The organism is Streptomyces sp. NPDC046909, from assembly GCF_040644695.1.
Taxonomy (GTDB): domain Bacteria; phylum Actinomycetota; class Actinomycetes; order Streptomycetales; family Streptomycetaceae; genus Streptomyces.
Window position 1 is genome coordinate 251,636 of the sequence record NZ_JBEYXC010000003.1, and the last position, 15,728, is coordinate 267,363.

18 protein-coding genes are annotated in these 15,728 nt (G+C 70.5%); 5 read left to right on the top strand and 13 right to left on the bottom strand.

From position 1 onward, the window contains the following. The first annotated feature begins 254 nt into the window (after positions 1 to 254). Positions 255 to 473 (top strand): hypothetical protein, encoded by a 219-nt coding sequence (locus tag ABZ928_RS09855; protein ID WP_361516563.1) that lies wholly within the window; start codon positions 255 to 257, stop codon positions 471 to 473. 10 nt (positions 474 to 483) lie between these two features. Here the strand turns inward: ABZ928_RS09855 and ABZ928_RS09860 are convergent, their stop codons facing one another. The 5 genes from ABZ928_RS09860 to ABZ928_RS09880 form a co-directional block, all read right to left on the bottom strand. Next, positions 484 to 1,080, bottom strand: coding sequence for a Uma2 family endonuclease (locus ABZ928_RS09860; protein WP_361516564.1), 597 nt, complete (start codon positions 1,078 to 1,080; stop codon positions 484 to 486). Positions 1,081 to 1,167: 87 nt separating this feature from the next. Then, positions 1,168 to 2,373 carry a cytochrome P450 gene (locus ABZ928_RS09865; RefSeq protein ID WP_361516566.1) on the bottom strand — a complete coding sequence of 402 codons (1,206 nt, stop codon included), beginning with the start codon at positions 2,371 to 2,373 and terminating at the stop codon, positions 1,168 to 1,170. A gap of 171 nt (positions 2,374 to 2,544) precedes the next feature. After that, complete coding sequence (locus ABZ928_RS09870) at positions 2,545 to 2,982, bottom strand: VOC family protein (RefSeq protein WP_361516568.1); 438 nt, start codon at positions 2,980 to 2,982, stop codon at positions 2,545 to 2,547. Beyond that, the gene (locus tag ABZ928_RS09875) at positions 2,961 to 3,161 is read right to left on the bottom strand and encodes a DUF397 domain-containing protein (RefSeq protein WP_361516570.1); all 201 of its coding nucleotides are present in this window, start codon (positions 3,159 to 3,161) and stop codon (positions 2,961 to 2,963) included. Before ABZ928_RS09875 ends, ABZ928_RS09870 begins: the two co-directional genes overlap by 22 nt. Further along, positions 3,161 to 4,012 carry a helix-turn-helix transcriptional regulator gene (locus ABZ928_RS09880; RefSeq protein WP_361516572.1) on the bottom strand — a complete coding sequence of 284 codons (852 nt, stop codon included), beginning with the start codon at positions 4,010 to 4,012 and terminating at the stop codon, positions 3,161 to 3,163. The genes ABZ928_RS09875 and ABZ928_RS09880 overlap by 1 nt, the downstream gene beginning before the upstream one ends. Before the next feature lie 181 nt (positions 4,013 to 4,193). Between ABZ928_RS09880 and ABZ928_RS09885 the strand changes: the two genes are divergently transcribed. Beyond that, a complete protein-coding gene (locus tag ABZ928_RS09885) occupies positions 4,194 to 4,619 on the top strand; it encodes an ATP-binding protein (RefSeq protein ID WP_361516574.1) in 426 nt (141 codons plus the stop codon). On the opposite strand, the gene ABZ928_RS09890 is transcribed toward ABZ928_RS09885, so the two are convergent. The 4 genes from ABZ928_RS09890 to ABZ928_RS09905 form a co-directional block, all read right to left on the bottom strand. Further along, a complete protein-coding gene (locus tag ABZ928_RS09890; protein ID WP_361516575.1) occupies positions 4,597 to 5,139 on the bottom strand; it encodes a hypothetical protein in 543 nt (180 codons plus the stop codon). The two genes, ABZ928_RS09885 and ABZ928_RS09890, sit on opposite strands and share 23 nt — an antisense overlap. Before the next feature lie 208 nt (positions 5,140 to 5,347). Continuing rightward, entirely contained in the window at positions 5,348 to 6,025 is a 678-nt protein-coding gene (locus ABZ928_RS09895) for a response regulator transcription factor (protein WP_361516577.1), read from the bottom strand. Continuing rightward, the gene (locus ABZ928_RS09900) at positions 6,022 to 7,362 is read right to left on the bottom strand and encodes a histidine kinase (protein WP_361516579.1); all 1,341 of its coding nucleotides are present in this window, start codon (positions 7,360 to 7,362) and stop codon (positions 6,022 to 6,024) included. Before ABZ928_RS09900 ends, ABZ928_RS09895 begins: the two co-directional genes overlap by 4 nt. A gap of 115 nt (positions 7,363 to 7,477) precedes the next feature. Then, positions 7,478 to 8,374: an alpha/beta hydrolase gene (locus ABZ928_RS09905; protein ID WP_361516581.1), complete on the bottom strand. Its 897-nt coding sequence runs from the start codon at positions 8,372 to 8,374 to the stop codon at positions 7,478 to 7,480. Between the two features lie 199 nt (positions 8,375 to 8,573). Between ABZ928_RS09905 and ABZ928_RS09910 the strand changes: the two genes are divergently transcribed. From ABZ928_RS09910 to ABZ928_RS09920, 3 genes are all read left to right on the top strand, one after another. Next, positions 8,574 to 9,179, top strand: a complete 606-nt coding sequence (locus ABZ928_RS09910; protein WP_361517616.1) for a TetR/AcrR family transcriptional regulator — start codon at positions 8,574 to 8,576, stop codon at positions 9,177 to 9,179. A 121-nt stretch (positions 9,180 to 9,300) separates the two neighbouring features. Beyond that, complete coding sequence (locus tag ABZ928_RS09915) at positions 9,301 to 11,211, top strand: FHA domain-containing protein (RefSeq protein WP_361516583.1); 1,911 nt, start codon at positions 9,301 to 9,303, stop codon at positions 11,209 to 11,211. A 29-nt stretch (positions 11,212 to 11,240) separates the two neighbouring features. Then, positions 11,241 to 11,591, top strand: coding sequence for a DUF5955 family protein (locus tag ABZ928_RS09920; protein WP_361516584.1), 351 nt, complete (start codon positions 11,241 to 11,243; stop codon positions 11,589 to 11,591). On the opposite strand, the gene kynU is transcribed toward ABZ928_RS09920, so the two are convergent. The 4 genes from kynU to ABZ928_RS09940 all read right to left on the bottom strand — a co-directional run bounded on the left by kynU (position 11,572) and on the right by ABZ928_RS09940 (position 15,719). Then, positions 11,572 to 12,780: a kynureninase gene (gene kynU, locus ABZ928_RS09925; protein WP_361516586.1), complete on the bottom strand. Its 1,209-nt coding sequence runs from the start codon at positions 12,778 to 12,780 to the stop codon at positions 11,572 to 11,574. The genes ABZ928_RS09920 and kynU overlap by 20 nt on opposite strands. Next, positions 12,773 to 13,612: a tryptophan 2,3-dioxygenase family protein gene (locus ABZ928_RS09930; RefSeq protein ID WP_361516588.1), complete on the bottom strand. Its 840-nt coding sequence runs from the start codon at positions 13,610 to 13,612 to the stop codon at positions 12,773 to 12,775. Before ABZ928_RS09930 ends, kynU begins: the two co-directional genes overlap by 8 nt. Before the next feature lie 162 nt (positions 13,613 to 13,774). Next, complete coding sequence (locus tag ABZ928_RS09935; RefSeq protein WP_361516590.1) at positions 13,775 to 14,188, bottom strand: DUF3151 domain-containing protein; 414 nt, start codon at positions 14,186 to 14,188, stop codon at positions 13,775 to 13,777. An 82-nt stretch (positions 14,189 to 14,270) separates the two neighbouring features. Next, positions 14,271 to 15,719: an MFS transporter gene (locus ABZ928_RS09940; RefSeq protein WP_361516592.1), complete on the bottom strand. Its 1,449-nt coding sequence runs from the start codon at positions 15,717 to 15,719 to the stop codon at positions 14,271 to 14,273. Positions 15,720 to 15,728 lie beyond the last annotated feature (9 nt).

The following is a 15,728-nucleotide window of genomic DNA, read 5'->3' on the forward strand; positions in this document are numbered from 1 at the left end:
CCGGGGGCGCCGGGGATCCGGGGCGCGGCGGCCCCCGGGGACCTCGCCTCGGCAACCCCGCGAACTTCTCCAGGGCGACCCCGCGAACCTCTCCGCGACAACCCGGGAACGTCTCCCGGGCGACCCGGGCCCTCTCCACGACGACCCCGGAAACCTCCCCGCGACGCCCCCGCGAACCTCTCCACGGCGCCCCGCGAACCTCTCCGCGACAGCCCCGGGAACCTCTCCACGGCCCGCTCGCGTCCGTTCCGGGCATGGGACAACGCGCGCAGGCCGCGGCAGGGTGTCTGACCGCGGCCGTCGGGGCCGGTGCGGGGCTGGCGGTGTGGGCGGTCGACGTACGGGGCCGGCTCTGGCGGTTCGAGCGGAGCCCGGACTGGAGCGTGCTCTACGCCGAGCTGCCGCTGGCGGTCCTCGGCGGAACCGCGGCCGCCCTCGCCGTATGGGCCGTGGTCCGGCGCCTCGGGCGGTGACGGCGGCGTCTCAGTCGACGAACTGCTTGAGCTCCTCGGTGTCGAGGTCGATGCCGACGGGGTCCGGGAGGGCGACCTGGCCGCCGAGTTTGACGACGTGGATGTCGCGGTAGCCGTCCTCCAGGTCAGGGTCGCTGTGCACAAGGATCGACAGATTGTCCCGGTCGATCAGCAGGTAGACGGGGATGCCCGCTTCCGCATAGGCCCGGGGCTTCTCCACCCGGTCGCGGTTGTGGGTGTCCGAGTCGTACGAAGTGATCTCCACCGCCATCAGCACGCCCTCGGGCCTGGCCCAGTCGCCTTGGCCGTTGAAATAGCCGACCGGCGCGAGCAGGGCGTCAGGCCGGGCACGCCCGTTTCGATACGCCTCGACTCTCAGCCCCTGGTTCGTTGTGTAGAGCGTGAGGTCAGGTCGCGCAAGCTTGCACTGGAAGACCAACCACATGGCGATCTCGCCGTGGCTGCCGTTCGTCACCTTCTTGACCCCGATCCGTCCGCCGATGAACTCGAAGCTGACGGTCTCGTCCTCACGGGCAGCGAATTCGGCGATCCGATCGAACACATCCACGGACAACTGGGACGACGCGCGCTCTGCCATAACCGTCATGGTGCCTCCCTTCGCAGGCAGGCACCAGCTTGACGAGCCACGAAAGACAATCGACCGGATTCGCGCGGCGATCATCCGAACGGGTGATCACCCCACCTCGACGCCCAATCCCTCCAACCCCCTGATCACGAAGTTCGGCTTCCGCTCCGGCTCCGCGGCCAGCCGCAGGGTCGGTGCCTTCTCCAGCAGGGCCGTCATCGATGCCGCCAGCTCGATGCGGGCGAGCGGCGCGCCGATGCAGTAATGGATACCGGCGCTGAAGGAGATGTGCGGGTTGTCCTTGCGGGTGAGGTCGAGGCGTTCGGGGGCCTGGAAGACGGCCGGGTCGTGGTTGGCGGAGCCGAAGAGCATGGCGATCTCGGCGCCGCGCGGGACGGTCGTGCCGTCGATCTCGATGTCGTCCAGGACCCACCGCTCGAAGAGCTGGAGCGGGGTGTCGTACCGCATCAGCTCCTCGATCGCGGACGGGATCAGGGAGTGGTCGGCGCGGAGCTTCTCCAGCTCACCCGGGTTCCGGAAGAGGGCGTACCAGCCGTTGACGGTGGCGTTGACGGTCGCCTCGTGGCCCGCGTTCAGCAGGAGGACGCAGGTCGAGATCATCTCCTGCTCGGTGAGGCGGTCGCCCTCGTCGTGGGCGGCGATGAGCCCGGAGATCAGGTCGTCGCCGGGGTGCTCGCGCCGCTCGGCGATGAGTGCGCGCAGGTAGTCGGAGAACTCGACGGAGGCCCGTACGGCCCTCGCGGCCACGTCCTCCGGCGGGTTGAGCTCGTACATCCCGCAGATGTCCGCCGACCAGGGCCGCAGCGGCGCCCGGTCGGCCTCCGGGATCCCCAGCATCTCGGCGATGACGGCGACGGGCAGCGGCTCGGCCACGTCGGTGAGCAGATCCCCGCCGCCCTTCTCGACCAGCCCGTCGACGAGCTCTCCGGCCAGCTGGGCGACGTACGGCTTGAGCTGTTCGACCGTGCGGGGGGTGAAGGCCTTCGAGACCAGGCGGCGGATGCGGGTGTGGTCCGGCGGTTCCAGGTCGAGCATGCCGTGGTCGTTGAGGGTGTGGAACGGCTCGTGCGCGGCCGGGGGTGCCGTCCGCCCGAAGTCCTCGTGCGTGAACCGGTGCTGATACGTCCGCCCGAGCCGCCGCTCCCGCAGCAGCGCCGAGACGTCGGCGTGGTGCGGGACGAGCCACTGGTCGGTGGGCTCGTAGTAGTGCACGCGGCCCTTGGCGCGCAGGTCGGCGTAGGCGGGGTAGGGGTCGGCGAGGAACGCCGGTTCCCAGGGGTCGAAGGCTGCCATGCGGGGACGCTAGCCCGGGCGCCGAGGTCCTGACCAGGCCCGTCTCACGGTGATTGGCAGATCTGTTCCACGTCCGCCGCACGCGACCTGCGGTTTTGTGGGCGGGGTGTGGAACGGATCTGCCAATTGGGGTCCCTGCGGGCGGGTCAGGACGTAGGCTCCTTCGGACCGTCAGGGCTGACCGAAGTCGGGGAGCGTGATCGTGCCGTCCTCCGCGAGGGGGAAGCCGGGGTTGTGGGCGATCTCCCAGGCGTGGCCGTCGGGGTCGGTGAAGGCGCTGGAGTAGAAGCCGATCTCGTTGACGGCGGCGGGCTTCGTCACGGTGCCGCCCGCGGCGCGTACCGCTGCGAGGAGTTCATCCACCTCGGCCTCCGAACGCACGTTGTGCGCGAGGGCGATGCCGCCGAAGCCGCCGTCCGGCTTTCCGGGGGTCAGACCACAGTCCTCCGCGAGCTTCTCCCGGCCCCAGAGGACGAGACCGAGTCCGCCCGCCTGGAAGAAGACGGTTTCCTGGACTTCCTGGCCCTTCCAGCCGAGCGCTTCGTAGAAGGCTTTGCTGCGGGCCAGGTCGGAGACGCCGAGGGTGATCAGGGTGACTCGTTGCTCCATGAGGGGGCTTCTTCCTTCAGGTGGTTGATGAGGGCCGTGAAGGAGGCGGTGGGGAGGGTGAGGGTGGCGCGGGCCGGGGCTTTGGAGTCGCGGACGGCTATGTGGGCCGGGAGTTCTGCTATCTCGACGCAGGTGTTGCCGTCGCCGCCGTCCGAGTAGGTGGACTTTCGCCAGTTCATCACAGTTCCTTGGTCAAGCGGTGGATGAAGTCCCGAGACGCTGTGGGGTCCAGCGAAGCGACTTTCACCCTACGCAAGAGCGCACGGAGCTGTTCCAGCTGTGGTTCCGCGTCGATGAACGCGGTGCCGGTGGGCGCATCGCGCAGTCCGGTGTCGAGTCGGGGCACGGGGCCGCCTGCGTACAGCATGGAGGCACCCATACCGCCGAACCCGTCCTGGTCGAAGGGGATGACCCGTACGGTCACATGCCCTTGCTCGATCTGGTCCAGGATCTGGCGGAGTTGAGCGAGCGAGGCCGGGCGGTCCGCCACACGGACGCGCAGGGCGCACTCGTGGATGACCGTCTCGTACGGGGTCGGTGCGTCACCTTCGATGACACCGCGCCGCCGCATCCGGTGCTCGACTCGCGGGTTCAGCTCGCTGTCGGGGAGGCCGGGCCTCATGTACGTGTAGACCGCGCGGGCGTAGTCGGCGGTCTGAAGAAGCCCCGGCACATGAGTGATCACCACCTCATGCAGGTACGCCGCGTGGTGCTCGACCTCGGCTGCATCGAGGAAGACGGGGGGCAGTACGCCCCGGTACTCCTCCCACCAGCCACGCGTGCGGTCGGTTGCCATGGCCACCAAAGCCTCGATGAACTCCCCGTCCGTGCAGTCGTAGTGGGCGGCGAGGCGGCGCACTCGCTCCGCGCTGACGCCCGCGACACCGGACTCGATCTGGCTCATCTGGACGGGGTCGGCCCCTAGCAGTTCCGAGGCCTCCCGCGCTTTCATCCCGGTCGCCTCGCGCAGTTTGCGCAGCTCTGCCCCCAGCCGCACCCTGCGAGCCGTGAGATGCCTCTTCGGCGGCACTCGGCACCTCCCTCGCCTCAACTGCCCGTCGGGCACCCATCGTTCAGCGGCCAGAGTACGGCAACTGCTTGCGTCACCCTAATATTAGGGAGTACTGTCAGTGACGCGAAGCTCACTCTGCGGAAGTGCACCGCTCCGCGGCACCGCCACCGCACCCCCACCTCCCGAACGGAGTTCCCGCATGCCCGAACCCGCCGACGAACCCTGGGAGTACTCCCTCTACATCCCCAACGACCCCCGCGCCGTCCCCATCTGCCGCCGCACCCTCCGGCTCATCCTCACCATGCACGGCCTGATCACCCTCACCGACACCGCCGAACTCCTCGCCGCCGAGCTGATCTCCAACGCCGTGCTCCACACCGACGGCCCCGCCGCCCTCCGCGTCCGCTACTCCGCCGGCACCCTGCGGATCGGTGCCTGGGACGCGGATCCCGAACCGCCCGACCCCCCGGGCAGGTTGGGGGACCTGTCCGGGGAGGAGGGCGGGCGGGGGCTCGCTCTCGTCAGTGCCTGGGCCGACCACTGGGGGTGGCAGCCGCTGTCCCGGTTCGGGAACCGGGGGAAATACGTGTGGTGCGAGCTGCTCAGACCACCGGCGACGCGCTGAACTGGTAGTTCCTGTCGCCCTTGCCATCGTTGTTCCAGTTGAGGTGCAGCTCGCCGTCGCCGAGGCCCTTGCTGGAGCCGATCTTGTAGCTGAGGGTGGGCGTCGTGTACGAGCCGTTGTAGTTGGCGGTGGAGTCGCTGTTCTCCAGCTTCGCCTCGATGGCGCCGTAGTTCTTCGACTTCTTCACCGGGTCCGTGCCGGACTGCGACTTCTTGATCTGGACCTTGAAGTAGGCGTCCTCGAACTTGCTGGTGTCGTCCGCCTGGGCGTACACCGGGCCGTCCCAGCTGACCTTGGCGTAGCTGTAGACCGTGGAGCCGGAGCGCTTCGCGCACACCTTCACCGTGAAGTCCCAGTTGTCGGCCCAGGGGCCGCTGTACGACGGGTCGTCAATCGACTTCTTGCTGGTGGTGCACTTGTAGTCGGCCGCGGCGGCCGGGGTGGCCGTCGCGACGGCCGCGCCGCCGGTGAGTGCGGCGATGACGATCGCGGTGGACGCGGAACGCGTGAACTTGCGCATGCTGGGCCCTTCGTCGAGCAGTGGGATATCGGGCTGCACACCACTTGCGAACGGTCCGCCGTCCGCACCCCCGTGCAGCACTTGAGATCCAACTCGGGCCCACCAACAAGCCGCCAACAGATCGCGCAGACGGGGACTCCGGTCGCCGTTCCCTCTCCAATTCCCCATTCCTTCACCACACTTGACCGACCCTGCCCCCTCTTGCCCCCTACCCCGGCGTCACCAACCGCGCCTCGTACGCGAACACCGCCGCCTGCGTACGGTCCCGCAGCCCCAGCTTCACCAGAACCCTGCTGACATGGGTCTTGATCGTCGACTCCGCCACCACCAGCCGCTCCGCTATCTCCGCGTTCGACAGGCCCTGCGCGATCAGGACCAGCACCTCCGTCTCCCGCTCGGTCAGCTCGCCGTACGCCGCGTGCGCCCCGGACATCAGCCGCGGTGCCTCGGAGAGTTTCGAGAACTCCGTGATCAGCCGCTTGGTCACCGAGGGGGCCAGCAATGCCTCTCCCGATGCCACCACCCGTACCCCCTCGGCGAGTTGACGTGCCGAGGCGTCCTTGAGGAGGAAGCCGGAGGCTCCCGCCCGCAGCGCCTGATACACGTACTCGTCGAGGTCGAACGTCGTCAGCACCAGCACCTTCGCCGCCCCGTCCGACGCGACGATCTCCCGTGTCGCCTCGATCCCGTTCAGCTCCGGCATCCGGATGTCCATCAGCACGATGTCCGGGGCGAGTTCACGGACCCGCTCCACCGCCTCCCGGCCGTTGACCGCCTCGCCGACGACCTCGATGTCCGGCATCGCGTTCAGCAGGACGGAGAAGCCCTCGCGCACCATCATCTGGTCGTCCGCGATCAGTACGCGGATCGTGCCGTCGTGCGTCATGCCTCACCTTCACTCGCCAGGGGGACGGGCAGGAACACCGTCACCTCGTATCCCCCGTCGTCCGTCGGGTTCGCCGTCATCTCGCCGTTCAGCATCGACACCCGCTCCCGCATGCCCGTGATGCCATGTCCGGCTCCGGGTGAGGGCTTCAGCAACGCCGGCGCGGGTGGCGGGGCGTTGACCACCCGCAGGCCCAGGCCGCCCAGGACGTACCCGATCTCCACTCTCGCGCTCGCGCCGGGCGCGTGGCGCAGGGTGTTGCTGAGGGCCTCCTGGACTATTCGGTACGCCGACAGCTCGACGCCCTGCGGGAGTTCGCGTACCGCTCCCGTCACCGTCTTCTCCACCTCCAGGCCGGTGTCCCGCACATTGGCGAGCAGCCCGTCAAGGTCGGCGAGGGTGGGCTGCGGGGCGTCCGGCGCCTCGTAGTCCTCGGCGCGGACCACGCCCAGGACCCGGCGGAGTTCGGTGAGGGCCGCGACCGCGTTCTCCCGGATTGTCGCGAACGCCCGCTCCAGCTCGGGCGGCGGGTTCTCCACCCGGTAGGGGGCCGCCTCCGCCTGGATGGCGACGACCGACATGTGATGGGCGACCACGTCGTGCAGCTCGCGGGCGATCGTGGTCCGCTCCTCCAGCAGCGTGCGTCGCGAGCGCTCCTGCGCGGTCACCGTCTGCTGGGCGGTCACTTCCTGTTGGGCCTCGCGGCGGGTGTGCCAGACGGCCACGGCGAGGAGGATCAGCGCGGAGATGACCAGCATGGGGGCGGTGTCGTCGCTGTAGTAGTAGTTCTGGCCGAAGACCACGTCCGCCACGAAACCGTAGGCCGCGGTGAGGGCCCACATGTATCCGGCCGTGCGCGGCCTGGTGCGTATGGCCACGACCGTCAGCACGGTCAGGTGGCAGGCGAAGGCGGCGGGCTGCCAGGGGTAGCCCTCATAGCCCTTGCCGAGGAGCTGGCCGACCGGAGTGGCGGCCAGCGACAGCCAGAACGCCCCCATCGGCCGGAGCATCGTCAACAGGATCGGTACGAGGGCGAGCGGACCTATCAGCGCTTCCGCGCCGTCGCTGTCGGCCGTGCCCATGAACAGCGCGAGCACGGCGATCGTGGCGATCACCGCATGCGGGGTCCACGCCACGTACTCCCTCAGGCGGGCGGGCAGCCGCCGGGTCAGCGGGCCGTCGACCCGCATACGGGGCAGCGGCCGGTAGGCGAAGGCGTCGTGCAACAGATCCTGCCGCAGCCCGCGCAGGGCGTTCGCGGCGAGCCGGTACTCCGGGCTGCGCGGCTTGGCCCCGCCCCCCGGTAGCGGTGTCTGCATGTGGGTCGTCTCGGTCACATACAGAACCGTAGGCGCCGGGCCGTACAGCGGTCGTCCCCAGTGAGAGGGGTTCCCGCACGTCCCTCTCAAGTACTACGGGTCCCCCGCGAGCCAAAAAACCGCCCGTCACCCCTCACCAAGCCAACTGCGCGATCTCCTCCACCACCACCGCACACGCGTCCGCCGCCGGGTCGATCAGCGGGAAGTGCCCCACGTCCTCCAGCAACGTCACCCCCACCACCTCCCCCGCCTTCGCCGCCGCGTCCGCGTAGGACTCGGCGACGGCCTCCGGTACGTCCACGTCGGTACGTCCCTGGACCAGGGTCGTCGCGATGCCCGTCGGGAGCAGCAGGGCCGGGTCGGCGTAAGGCTGGCGTTCGGCGAAGTGGCCCTCACCGCCCAGGAGTTGCAGCGCGGCGCCCCCGCACACGTCCAGCTTTCCGGCGATCGCGAAGTCGGCGATCGGGGCCAGGGCCACCACGCCGCGCAGGGGGGCGGGGCGTGCCGTGCGCCAGGGGGCGTCCTCCGGGAGGACGTGGCGGGCCGCTGCCCAGAGGGCCAGGTGGCCGCCCGCCGAGTGGCCGGTGATCACCATGCGCCGCGGATCGGCCTGCGGCAGGAACTCCCGTACGAGGTCGGGAAGGGCGTCCAAGGCCGCCGCCACGTCGTCGAACGTGTCCGGCCACCGCCCCGCGACCGCCCCACCGCCGACTCCGCCATCGGCTCCCTCGGGCGCCGCTCCCCGCCGGTACTCCACATTGGCCACCGCGAACCCCCGCCGCGCCAAGAAGTCCGCGAACGGCGTGATGTGCCGCCGGTCGTACGGCGCCCGCCACGCGCCCCCGTGCACCACGACCACCAGCGGCGCGAGGTCACCCGGCCCCGCGATCTCGCCTCTCGGCGCGTAGAAGTCGATCACCTGGTCGGGGTGGTCCCCGTACGCCGCGCTGACGTCGGGGTCGACCGGCGGATGGGAGAAGGCCGACTCCTCCTCGGCGGCGGTCCGGGCTGCTGCGGAGTCGTCCGGCATGCTCCAACCTCTCAGCGATGAAACGGATTTGGACGAAAGAGTTGTGGCGGACCTGGAGATGATTCGGCCGTTGGCGGGGACGGTATCAGGCCCGTGACGTGCGCGGACACACGGATGTCACGCACGGTGAGGCTTAAACGGTTCTGCTGTTTCGTTACGCTGACCTCCGTCCCGTACCGTCAGCACCTTGGAGACCGTTATGTCCGCCGAGCCCGGCACCGTCCGTCCCGGAGGGCGTACCGCGCGTGTCCGTGCGGCCGTGCTGGAGGCGGCCGGTGACATCCTCGCGGAGCGGGGGTTCGCGCACCTCGATCTCGCGGACGTCGCCCGCAAAGCCGAGGTCGGCAAGACGACCGTGTACCGGCGGTGGGGCTCCGTCACCGGACTCGTCGCCGATCTCCTCGCCGACATGGCCGAACAGTCGCTGCCCCGCGAGGAGACCGGCTCGGCCCTCGGCGACCTCCTCGCCAACGCCCGCCTCGTGCAGCGCACCCTCGCCAACCCCCGCCAAGGCGCCCTGTTCCGCGCGGTGATCGCGGCGGCCACCTGCGACGACCGTACGGCGCAGGCCCTGCGCCGCTTCTACGCCGTCCGGATCGACGAGTGGGCTCCCTGTGTCCAACAGGCCATCCAGCGAGGGGAGTTGCCCGCCCGTACCGATCCCCGCGAAGTCGTACGCGCCGTCTCCGCGCCCCTCTACTACGCTCTCCTCACCACCGGCACCCCGCCGGACCCCGCCGCCGCCGACCGCGCGGCACGCGCCGCGTTCGCCGCCGCCGCGGCCGGTGCGTACGTCACCGCCTAGGGAGGCCTCCGCAGCCCCGCTGTTCCGCAACCCCCAATTTTGTGGATTGCGGGGCGCATTGGCGCACGAGGAACATATTCCGCATCGCAGAACGGGGGCTGCGGAACGGGGGATCAATGGCATGGCCGGATACGGGGACCGGGTGCCCTATCTCGTCGTGCGGACGCCGGGGCAACTCTCGGGCGCACGGCTTCAGCTGACGCAGGAAGTGCATGTCGTCGGACGGTACGGAGACATCCGGCTCGCCTCCCCTGACGTCAGCAAACGGCACGCGGAGCTACGTCGCGGCAGCGACGGGGTGTGGCTGCGCGACCTGCACTCCAGCAACGGGGTCCTCTACAACGGCGTACGGCTGCCGCCGGAGCGGCCGGTGCGGCTGGACGACGGGGACGTGCTGCAATTCGGGTCCGTCAAGGTGGAGTTCCACCGCAACGGGTACGGGGTCACCCATCCCGGCGATCCCTCGCGCCTCAACCCCCGCCCGTTCACCCCGGATCCGGATCTGCCGACCAGCCCGGTGCGCCAGGCGGACCCGCCGCCCGTCGACGACGACGCCCGCTCCTCCTCGACCCGCTATCTCGCCGCGGCGACCCAACTCGACCCGTGGTTCGCGGATGTGGTGGTACGTCAGGTCGCCGACGAGCCCTATCGCGCCCTCGCCCCCGTCTTCGGCGCCGACCTGGGCATCGTCACCCGCTGGGCACTCTCCGCCCGGCGCCGCAGGCTCGTCCGGGACCTGGTGCTGTGCGCGGCGCTCGTCGCCCTGCTCACCCTCCTCGGCATGGGCGTCCACGCCCGCTTCGACACCGTCGACGACATCAAGGGGGCCGACTTCAGCGGCACTTGGTGGCACTCGTACGCCGTCGGCGCCACCGTCCTCCTCGTCCTCGCGTGGCTCACCCTCGCCGTCGACCTGTGGGTGACCGCGTATCTGGTGCTGCGCCGCAGACTCGCCCCGGGCCGCCACGACCCCGCCCGGACACCGCCCGCGTTCAGCAAGCGCGTCCGCGAGCGGCTGGACGCCGTCGCCGAACGGCCGTCCGGGAACCTGATCGTGTGCTCCGGGTACTGGCCGTTCGCCGGCAGCGGCGACCAGATCGACACCTGGGAACTGCCCGTCGACATCCGCCACGGCTCGACCCGGCCCGACGGCAAGCGCCGCACCCCGCAGCCCCTGGACATCGGCGAGCTGTACGACGTACTCATCTCCGCCGCCCGCATGATCGGCCTCAACAACCTGCGGGTGGAGGAGCGGCTGTTCGTCGACGGGCTGAGCGTGGCCCGCGATCCCCGGCTGCTCCCGGACCGCGAACGGCCGCCGCTGAGCCGTATCCCGGGCCCGGTGATGCGCACCATGCCGGACGGACTCGGGGCGACGAAACGATCGTACGTGAGTATCGAAGTACCGTCCTGGAGCGGTCAGTTGGTGCTCACCATGTATCTGCGGGCGGTCGTCGTGCACGGCACGCTGTACCTGGAGTGGTCGGCGCACGCCCTGCTGCCGATGCGCTCCTGGTACTACACCGTCGACAACCTGCCCCACCGCACCGCCGTCGGCGCGGCGGCCGTCGCGCTCGGGCACGCCCTGCCGAGGGTGCCGCGCGCGCTCGTCGCGGCGCCCCGCGCGGTGGTGCGGCGGGCGGTGGAGGGGTGCCGGTCGGCGGTCGAGCGGCGTCGGCAGCGGAGCACGATCCGGGGTGGCTACCGGTTCGACTACGGCGCCTCGCTGAGCATCCGCGAGTACGCGAGCGGCGACGACGAGGGGCGGTACTACGTCGGGCGGGACCTGACCCGTGCCCTGTTCACCACCCAGCAGCACCTGTTGAACACGGTCGGGGACTTCCTGCGCGCCAAGGGGATCGACTCCGACCAGTTCGCGCAGCTCCAGCAGAACCTGGTCCAGAACTTCAACGACAACCGGGACTTCAGCTTCCGGAACAACAACGTCAGCGGCGGTGTGATCAACCACGGCCAGAACGTCCGCCACAACGCGGGACGGTCCGGCGGAGGACGGAACGCCCCGCGGCCCTGACCGCCCGACGAACCGAGGAGACACGGCACATGGAACGCGGCGACGACTACAGCTTCCACGGCAACACCGTCAGCGGCGGTGTGATCAACCACGGGAAGGACGTACGGAACTACTACGGGACGGGCGACGACACCTCCGAACTCACGCGGTCCATCGATGAGTTGCAGCTCCGGATCACCCAGTACGCCGCCGCCCTCCCCGACCCCGGCCAACTGCGCGAACTCACCGAGGCGTTGAGCGGCCAGCTGCGACAAGGACAGCCCAACCGCACCGTCCTCCGCAGCCTGCTGGACTCCCTGACGGCGGGAGCCGGCGGCGTCTCCGCCGTGGTCACCGCCGTCAGCGGAGTCGCCGCGCTGGTCAGCCGGCTGTTCCCGTGAGACCCGGAGCCACGACCTCACCCAGCACCCGAGCCGCCCGCTCCACATCGCGGAACCCGACGTACAGAGGCGTGAACCCGAACCGCAGCACATCCGGATGCCGGAAGTCCCCGACCACACCCCGCTCGATGAGCCGCTTCATCACATCCCCGGCATCCGCGCAGCGCAGCGCGACCTGGCTCCCCCGCTCGGCATGCGCCAACGGAGTCACACACTCGACGCGCCCCTCGTCGACATACGCGCCGACGCACTCCAGGAAGAAGTCCGTCAACGCGAGCGACTTGGCCCGCACCGCCTCGACCGAGACGCCGTCCCACACCTCGAGTGCCGCCTCCAGAGCCAGCATCGACAAGATGTCCGGCGTACCGACCCGCCCGCGCAACGCCCCCGGCGCCGCCTCGAACTCGGACCGCATCCCGAAGGGCTCCACATGGGAGTTCCAGCCGGGCAGCGGCGAGTCGAAACGGTCCTGGAGCCCGGACCGCACATAGAGGTACGCCGGTGAACCGGGCCCGCCGTTCAGGTACTTGTAGGTGCAGCCGACCGCGAGATCGACCCCGTGCTCGTCAAGACCGACCGGCAGCGCGCCCGCGCTGTGACACAGGTCCCAGACGACGTACGCCCCCACCGCGTGCACGGCGGCGGTCAGTCCGGGGAGGTCGTGCAACCGGCCGGTGCGGTAGTCGACATGATTCAGCAGGACAGCGGCCGTACGCTCACTCAACACCCCCGGCACCTCGGCCGGGGTGACGGGTCGCAGTGTGCACCCGGTCATCCGGGCGGCGGACTCGGCGATGTACCCGTCGGTCGGGAAGGTGGTGGCATCGACGACGATCTCGTCCCGCCCGTCCCCCGCCAACCGGACGGCCGCCACAACCGCCTTGAACACATTGACACTTGTGGAGTCCCCGACCACGATCTGCCCGGCCGCCGCCCCCACCAGCGGGGCGATCAGATCACCGATCCGCTCGGGCGCGGTCCACCAGCCGCTCTCGTCCCAGGACCGGATGCGCAACTCGCCCCACTGCCGCCGCACGACGTCCTCGACGCGCCCGGGGACGGCGGCGGGCAGCGCGCCCAGCGAGTTCCCGTCCAGGTAGACCACATCGTCGAGCACGAACTGCGAGCGAAGACCGGCGAGTTGGTCACCCGCGTCCAACTCCCGCGCCTTGAAGTCGAGTTCAGACATGAGACCGCGCCGTCCACAGCTCGGGGAACACGTTCTTCTGCGCCCGCTTCTCCAGCCAGGCCACCCCCGCCGAACCACCGGTACCGGCCTTGGACCCCATGGCGCGTCGGGTAGCGACAAGGTGATCGTTCCGCCAGCGCCACACCAGCTCGGCGACATCGGTCAACGCCTCGCCCAGCCGGGCCACTTCGTCCCCGGCGTCACCGGAGTAGACGGCCGTCCAGGCGGCCTCGACCTCCGCCGACGGCACATACCGCTGCGAGACGTCACGGCTCAGCACCGGCTGCGGGATCGCGTGCCCGCGCCGCGCCATCAGCCGCAGCACCTCGTCGTACAGGCTCGGCTCGTGCAGCGCCTTCTCCAGCTCCGCGTGGACACGCGGCGCGCCCCGGTGCGGTACGAGCATGGACGCGGACTTCTCGCCGAGCAGGAACTCCATCCGCCGGTACATCGCCGACTGAAAGCCCGAGCCCTCGCCGAGCGCGGCCCGGTAGGAGTTGAACTGGGCCGGCGTGAGCTGCCCGAGCGGCCTCCAGGAGGCGTTCAGGGCCTCCAGCTCCCGTACGGAGCGCTTGAGCGCGTCGACGGCGACCGGCACGTCATCGGAGCGCAGCGCCCGCGCGGCGGTCTCCCACTCATGGACGATGACGGTGAACCACAGCTCCATGACCTGAGTCGTGACCAGGAAGACCATCTCTCCGGGATCGTCGGAGAGGGTGTTCTGGAGGTGGGTGAGCACGTCCGCCTTGACGTAGTCCTCGTACGGCGTTGTGCCTTCGAAGTCGAGATGCGGAGTCGACGGCTCTTCGAGCTCGTGAGCCTCGTGGGACATCGCTGTCTCCTGTTGTTGCTCCGGGTAGCGGTCCGCCCCTGCCGTTACCGACACGGGGGCCCCGGTCCCCACCCGCATCCTCACGGGTCACCCCCGGGGAGTGCAAGGCCCGACTGGATCACACAGCCGGGCCGCACCCAGGGACCAGGTCCTGGCCCAGCCCTAGCCCAGCGTCTGGGCCGCCGTCGGCGAGGAGTCCTTCAGGAACTGCGAGCAGCGCTCGTACTCCTCCTGCTCACCGATCGACCCGGCGGCGCGGGCGAGGGCGTGCAGGGCGCGCAGGAAGCCACGGTTCGGCTCGTGCTCCCAGGGCACCGGGCCATGCCCCTTCCAGCCGTTGCGGCGCAGCGCGTCCAGACCGCGGTGGTAGCCCGTACGGGCATAGGCGTACGACTCCACGACGCTGCCCCGCTCGAACGCGTCGTCGGCCAGCTGGGCCCAGGCCAGGGAGGACGTGGGGTACTTCGCGGCGACATCCGCGGGCGCGGTGCCGTTCGCCAGGAGCTCGCGGGGCTCCGGGTCGTCGGGGAGGTGGGTCGGGGGCGGGCCCCCGAGGAGGTTCTCGTGAATCGACATGGGTCAAGTCTCCTCCATCCCCGCATATGACGAACGGGCGCAGGGCCTGTCCGACGTACCGGCGCCTGACCGACGTACAGGCCTACGCCAGTCGCTTCCGCGCCGGCCGCCCCTCCAGCGGCGGTGCCGTGACGGACCCGTGGTGCAGGCACTCCGGCCGGGTGCAGTCCGGCGGCAGCGCCCGCACCGTCGCGAAGGCCAGCCCCGCCCCCACGACCAGCACCCCCGCGCACACCACCATCGCCCGCCCGAACGCGTCGTCGAAGGCGCCCGGTGTCCGGTACGCCTCCTCGCCCATCCCGGCGATCATCGGCAGCGCGGCCACCGCGATGAGCCCCGCCGCGCGGGCCGCCGCGTTGTTGATCCCGCTGGCCAGGCCCGCGCGGGCGACATCCACCGAGGCCAGGACGGTGGCTGTGAGCGGGGCGACCAGGGTGACCAGGCCGGTGCCGAGGACCAGCAGGGCGGGCAGTACGTCGGTGAGGTACGCGGCGTCCGGCCCGACCCGCAGCATCAGCAGCATTCCGGCGGCGCACAGCAGCGGGCCCGCGGTGAGCGGGATGCGGGGACCGATCCGGTCGGCCAGCGCACCCGAGCGGGCCGAGAACAGCAGCATCAGGACGGTCGTCGGCAGCAGCGCCGTACCGGCGCCGAGGGCCGAGTAGCCGGCCACGACCTGGAGCTGGAGCGCGGCCAGGAAGAAGAAGCCGCCCAGGGCCGCGTAGACGCAGAGCGTGACCAGGTTGACGGCCGTGAACTGCCTCGACGCGAAGATGTCCAGCGGCATCATCGGATCGGGCCGCCGCTTCTCGACGTACACGAAGGCCACGGCGAGGGCGACGCCGAGGACCGCCGTGATCCAGTCCTCCTCGATCAGCGCGTACGTGACCAGCGCGAGGGCGAGGGCCCCCAGCACTGCGCCGAGGACGTCGAAGCCGGTGTGCTTGCGGCCGTCGCCGGACTCGGGGACGTGCCGCAGGGCGATGGGCGCGCAGACCAGGGCCACCGGGACGTTCAGCAGGAACACCCACCGCCAGCCCGGTCCGTCCACCAGCCAGCCGCCCAGGAACGGCCCGACGGCCGCGCCGATCCCCCCGAACCCGGACCACAGCCCGACGGCCCGCCCCCGGTCGTCGGGGTGGAAGGAGGCCTGGATGAGGGCGAGGGAGCCAGGGGTGAGCAGCGCGCCGCCGACGCCCTGGAGCGCGCGGGCGGCGATGAGCACCCCGGCGTTCGGGGCGAGCCCGCACAGCAGCGAGGCGGCGGCGAACCACACCACGCCCACGACGAAGACCTTGCGCCGCCCGTACCGGTCGCCGAGTGAGCCCCCCAGCAGGATCAGTCCGGCCAGCGTCAGCATGTACGCGTTGACGGTCCACTGGAGCGCGGCGAGATCCGCGTCCAGGTCCCGGCCGATCCGTGGCAGTGCCACATTGACGACGGTCGAGTCCAGCATCGCCATGCTGGAGCCGAGCACGGTGGTGAGCAGGATCCACTTGCCCTGCGACGAGGACAGCCGGACATCAGGCATGGACCACAT

Bases quoted from the DNA above. Each gene is read 5' to 3' on its own strand.
- ABZ928_RS09860 (WP_361516564.1), bottom strand. From the start codon at position 1,080: ATGACGGTTATGGCAGAGCGCGCGTCGTCCCAGTTGTCCGTGGATGTG.
- ABZ928_RS09895 (WP_361516577.1), bottom strand. From the start codon at position 6,025: ATGACGCACGACGGCACGATCCGCGTACTGATCGCGGACGACCAGATG.
- ABZ928_RS09885 (WP_361516574.1), top strand. From the start codon at position 4,194: ATGCCCGAACCCGCCGACGAACCCTGGGAGTACTCCCTCTACATCCCC.
- ABZ928_RS09930 (WP_361516588.1), bottom strand. From the start codon at position 13,612: ATGTCCCACGAGGCTCACGAGCTCGAAGAGCCGTCGACTCCGCATCTC.
- ABZ928_RS09855 (WP_361516563.1), top strand. From the start codon at position 255: ATGGGACAACGCGCGCAGGCCGCGGCAGGGTGTCTGACCGCGGCCGTC.
- ABZ928_RS09875 (WP_361516570.1), bottom strand. From the start codon at position 3,161: ATGAACTGGCGAAAGTCCACCTACTCGGACGGCGGCGACGGCAACACC.
- ABZ928_RS09935 (WP_361516590.1), bottom strand. From the start codon at position 14,188: ATGTCGATTCACGAGAACCTCCTCGGGGGCCCGCCCCCGACCCACCTC.
- ABZ928_RS09915 (WP_361516583.1), top strand. From the start codon at position 9,301: ATGGCCGGATACGGGGACCGGGTGCCCTATCTCGTCGTGCGGACGCCG.
- ABZ928_RS09940 (WP_361516592.1), bottom strand. From the start codon at position 15,719: ATGCCTGATGTCCGGCTGTCCTCGTCGCAGGGCAAGTGGATCCTGCTC.
- ABZ928_RS09870 (WP_361516568.1), bottom strand. From the start codon at position 2,982: ATGGAGCAACGAGTCACCCTGATCACCCTCGGCGTCTCCGACCTGGCC.
- ABZ928_RS09905 (WP_361516581.1), bottom strand. From the start codon at position 8,374: ATGCCGGACGACTCCGCAGCAGCCCGGACCGCCGCCGAGGAGGAGTCG.
- ABZ928_RS09910 (WP_361517616.1), top strand. From the start codon at position 8,574: ATGTCCGCCGAGCCCGGCACCGTCCGTCCCGGAGGGCGTACCGCGCGT.
- ABZ928_RS09890 (WP_361516575.1), bottom strand. From the start codon at position 5,139: ATGCGCAAGTTCACGCGTTCCGCGTCCACCGCGATCGTCATCGCCGCA.
- ABZ928_RS09920 (WP_361516584.1), top strand. From the start codon at position 11,241: ATGGAACGCGGCGACGACTACAGCTTCCACGGCAACACCGTCAGCGGC.
- ABZ928_RS09865 (WP_361516566.1), bottom strand. From the start codon at position 2,373: ATGGCAGCCTTCGACCCCTGGGAACCGGCGTTCCTCGCCGACCCCTAC.
- kynU (WP_361516586.1), bottom strand. From the start codon at position 12,780: ATGTCTGAACTCGACTTCAAGGCGCGGGAGTTGGACGCGGGTGACCAA.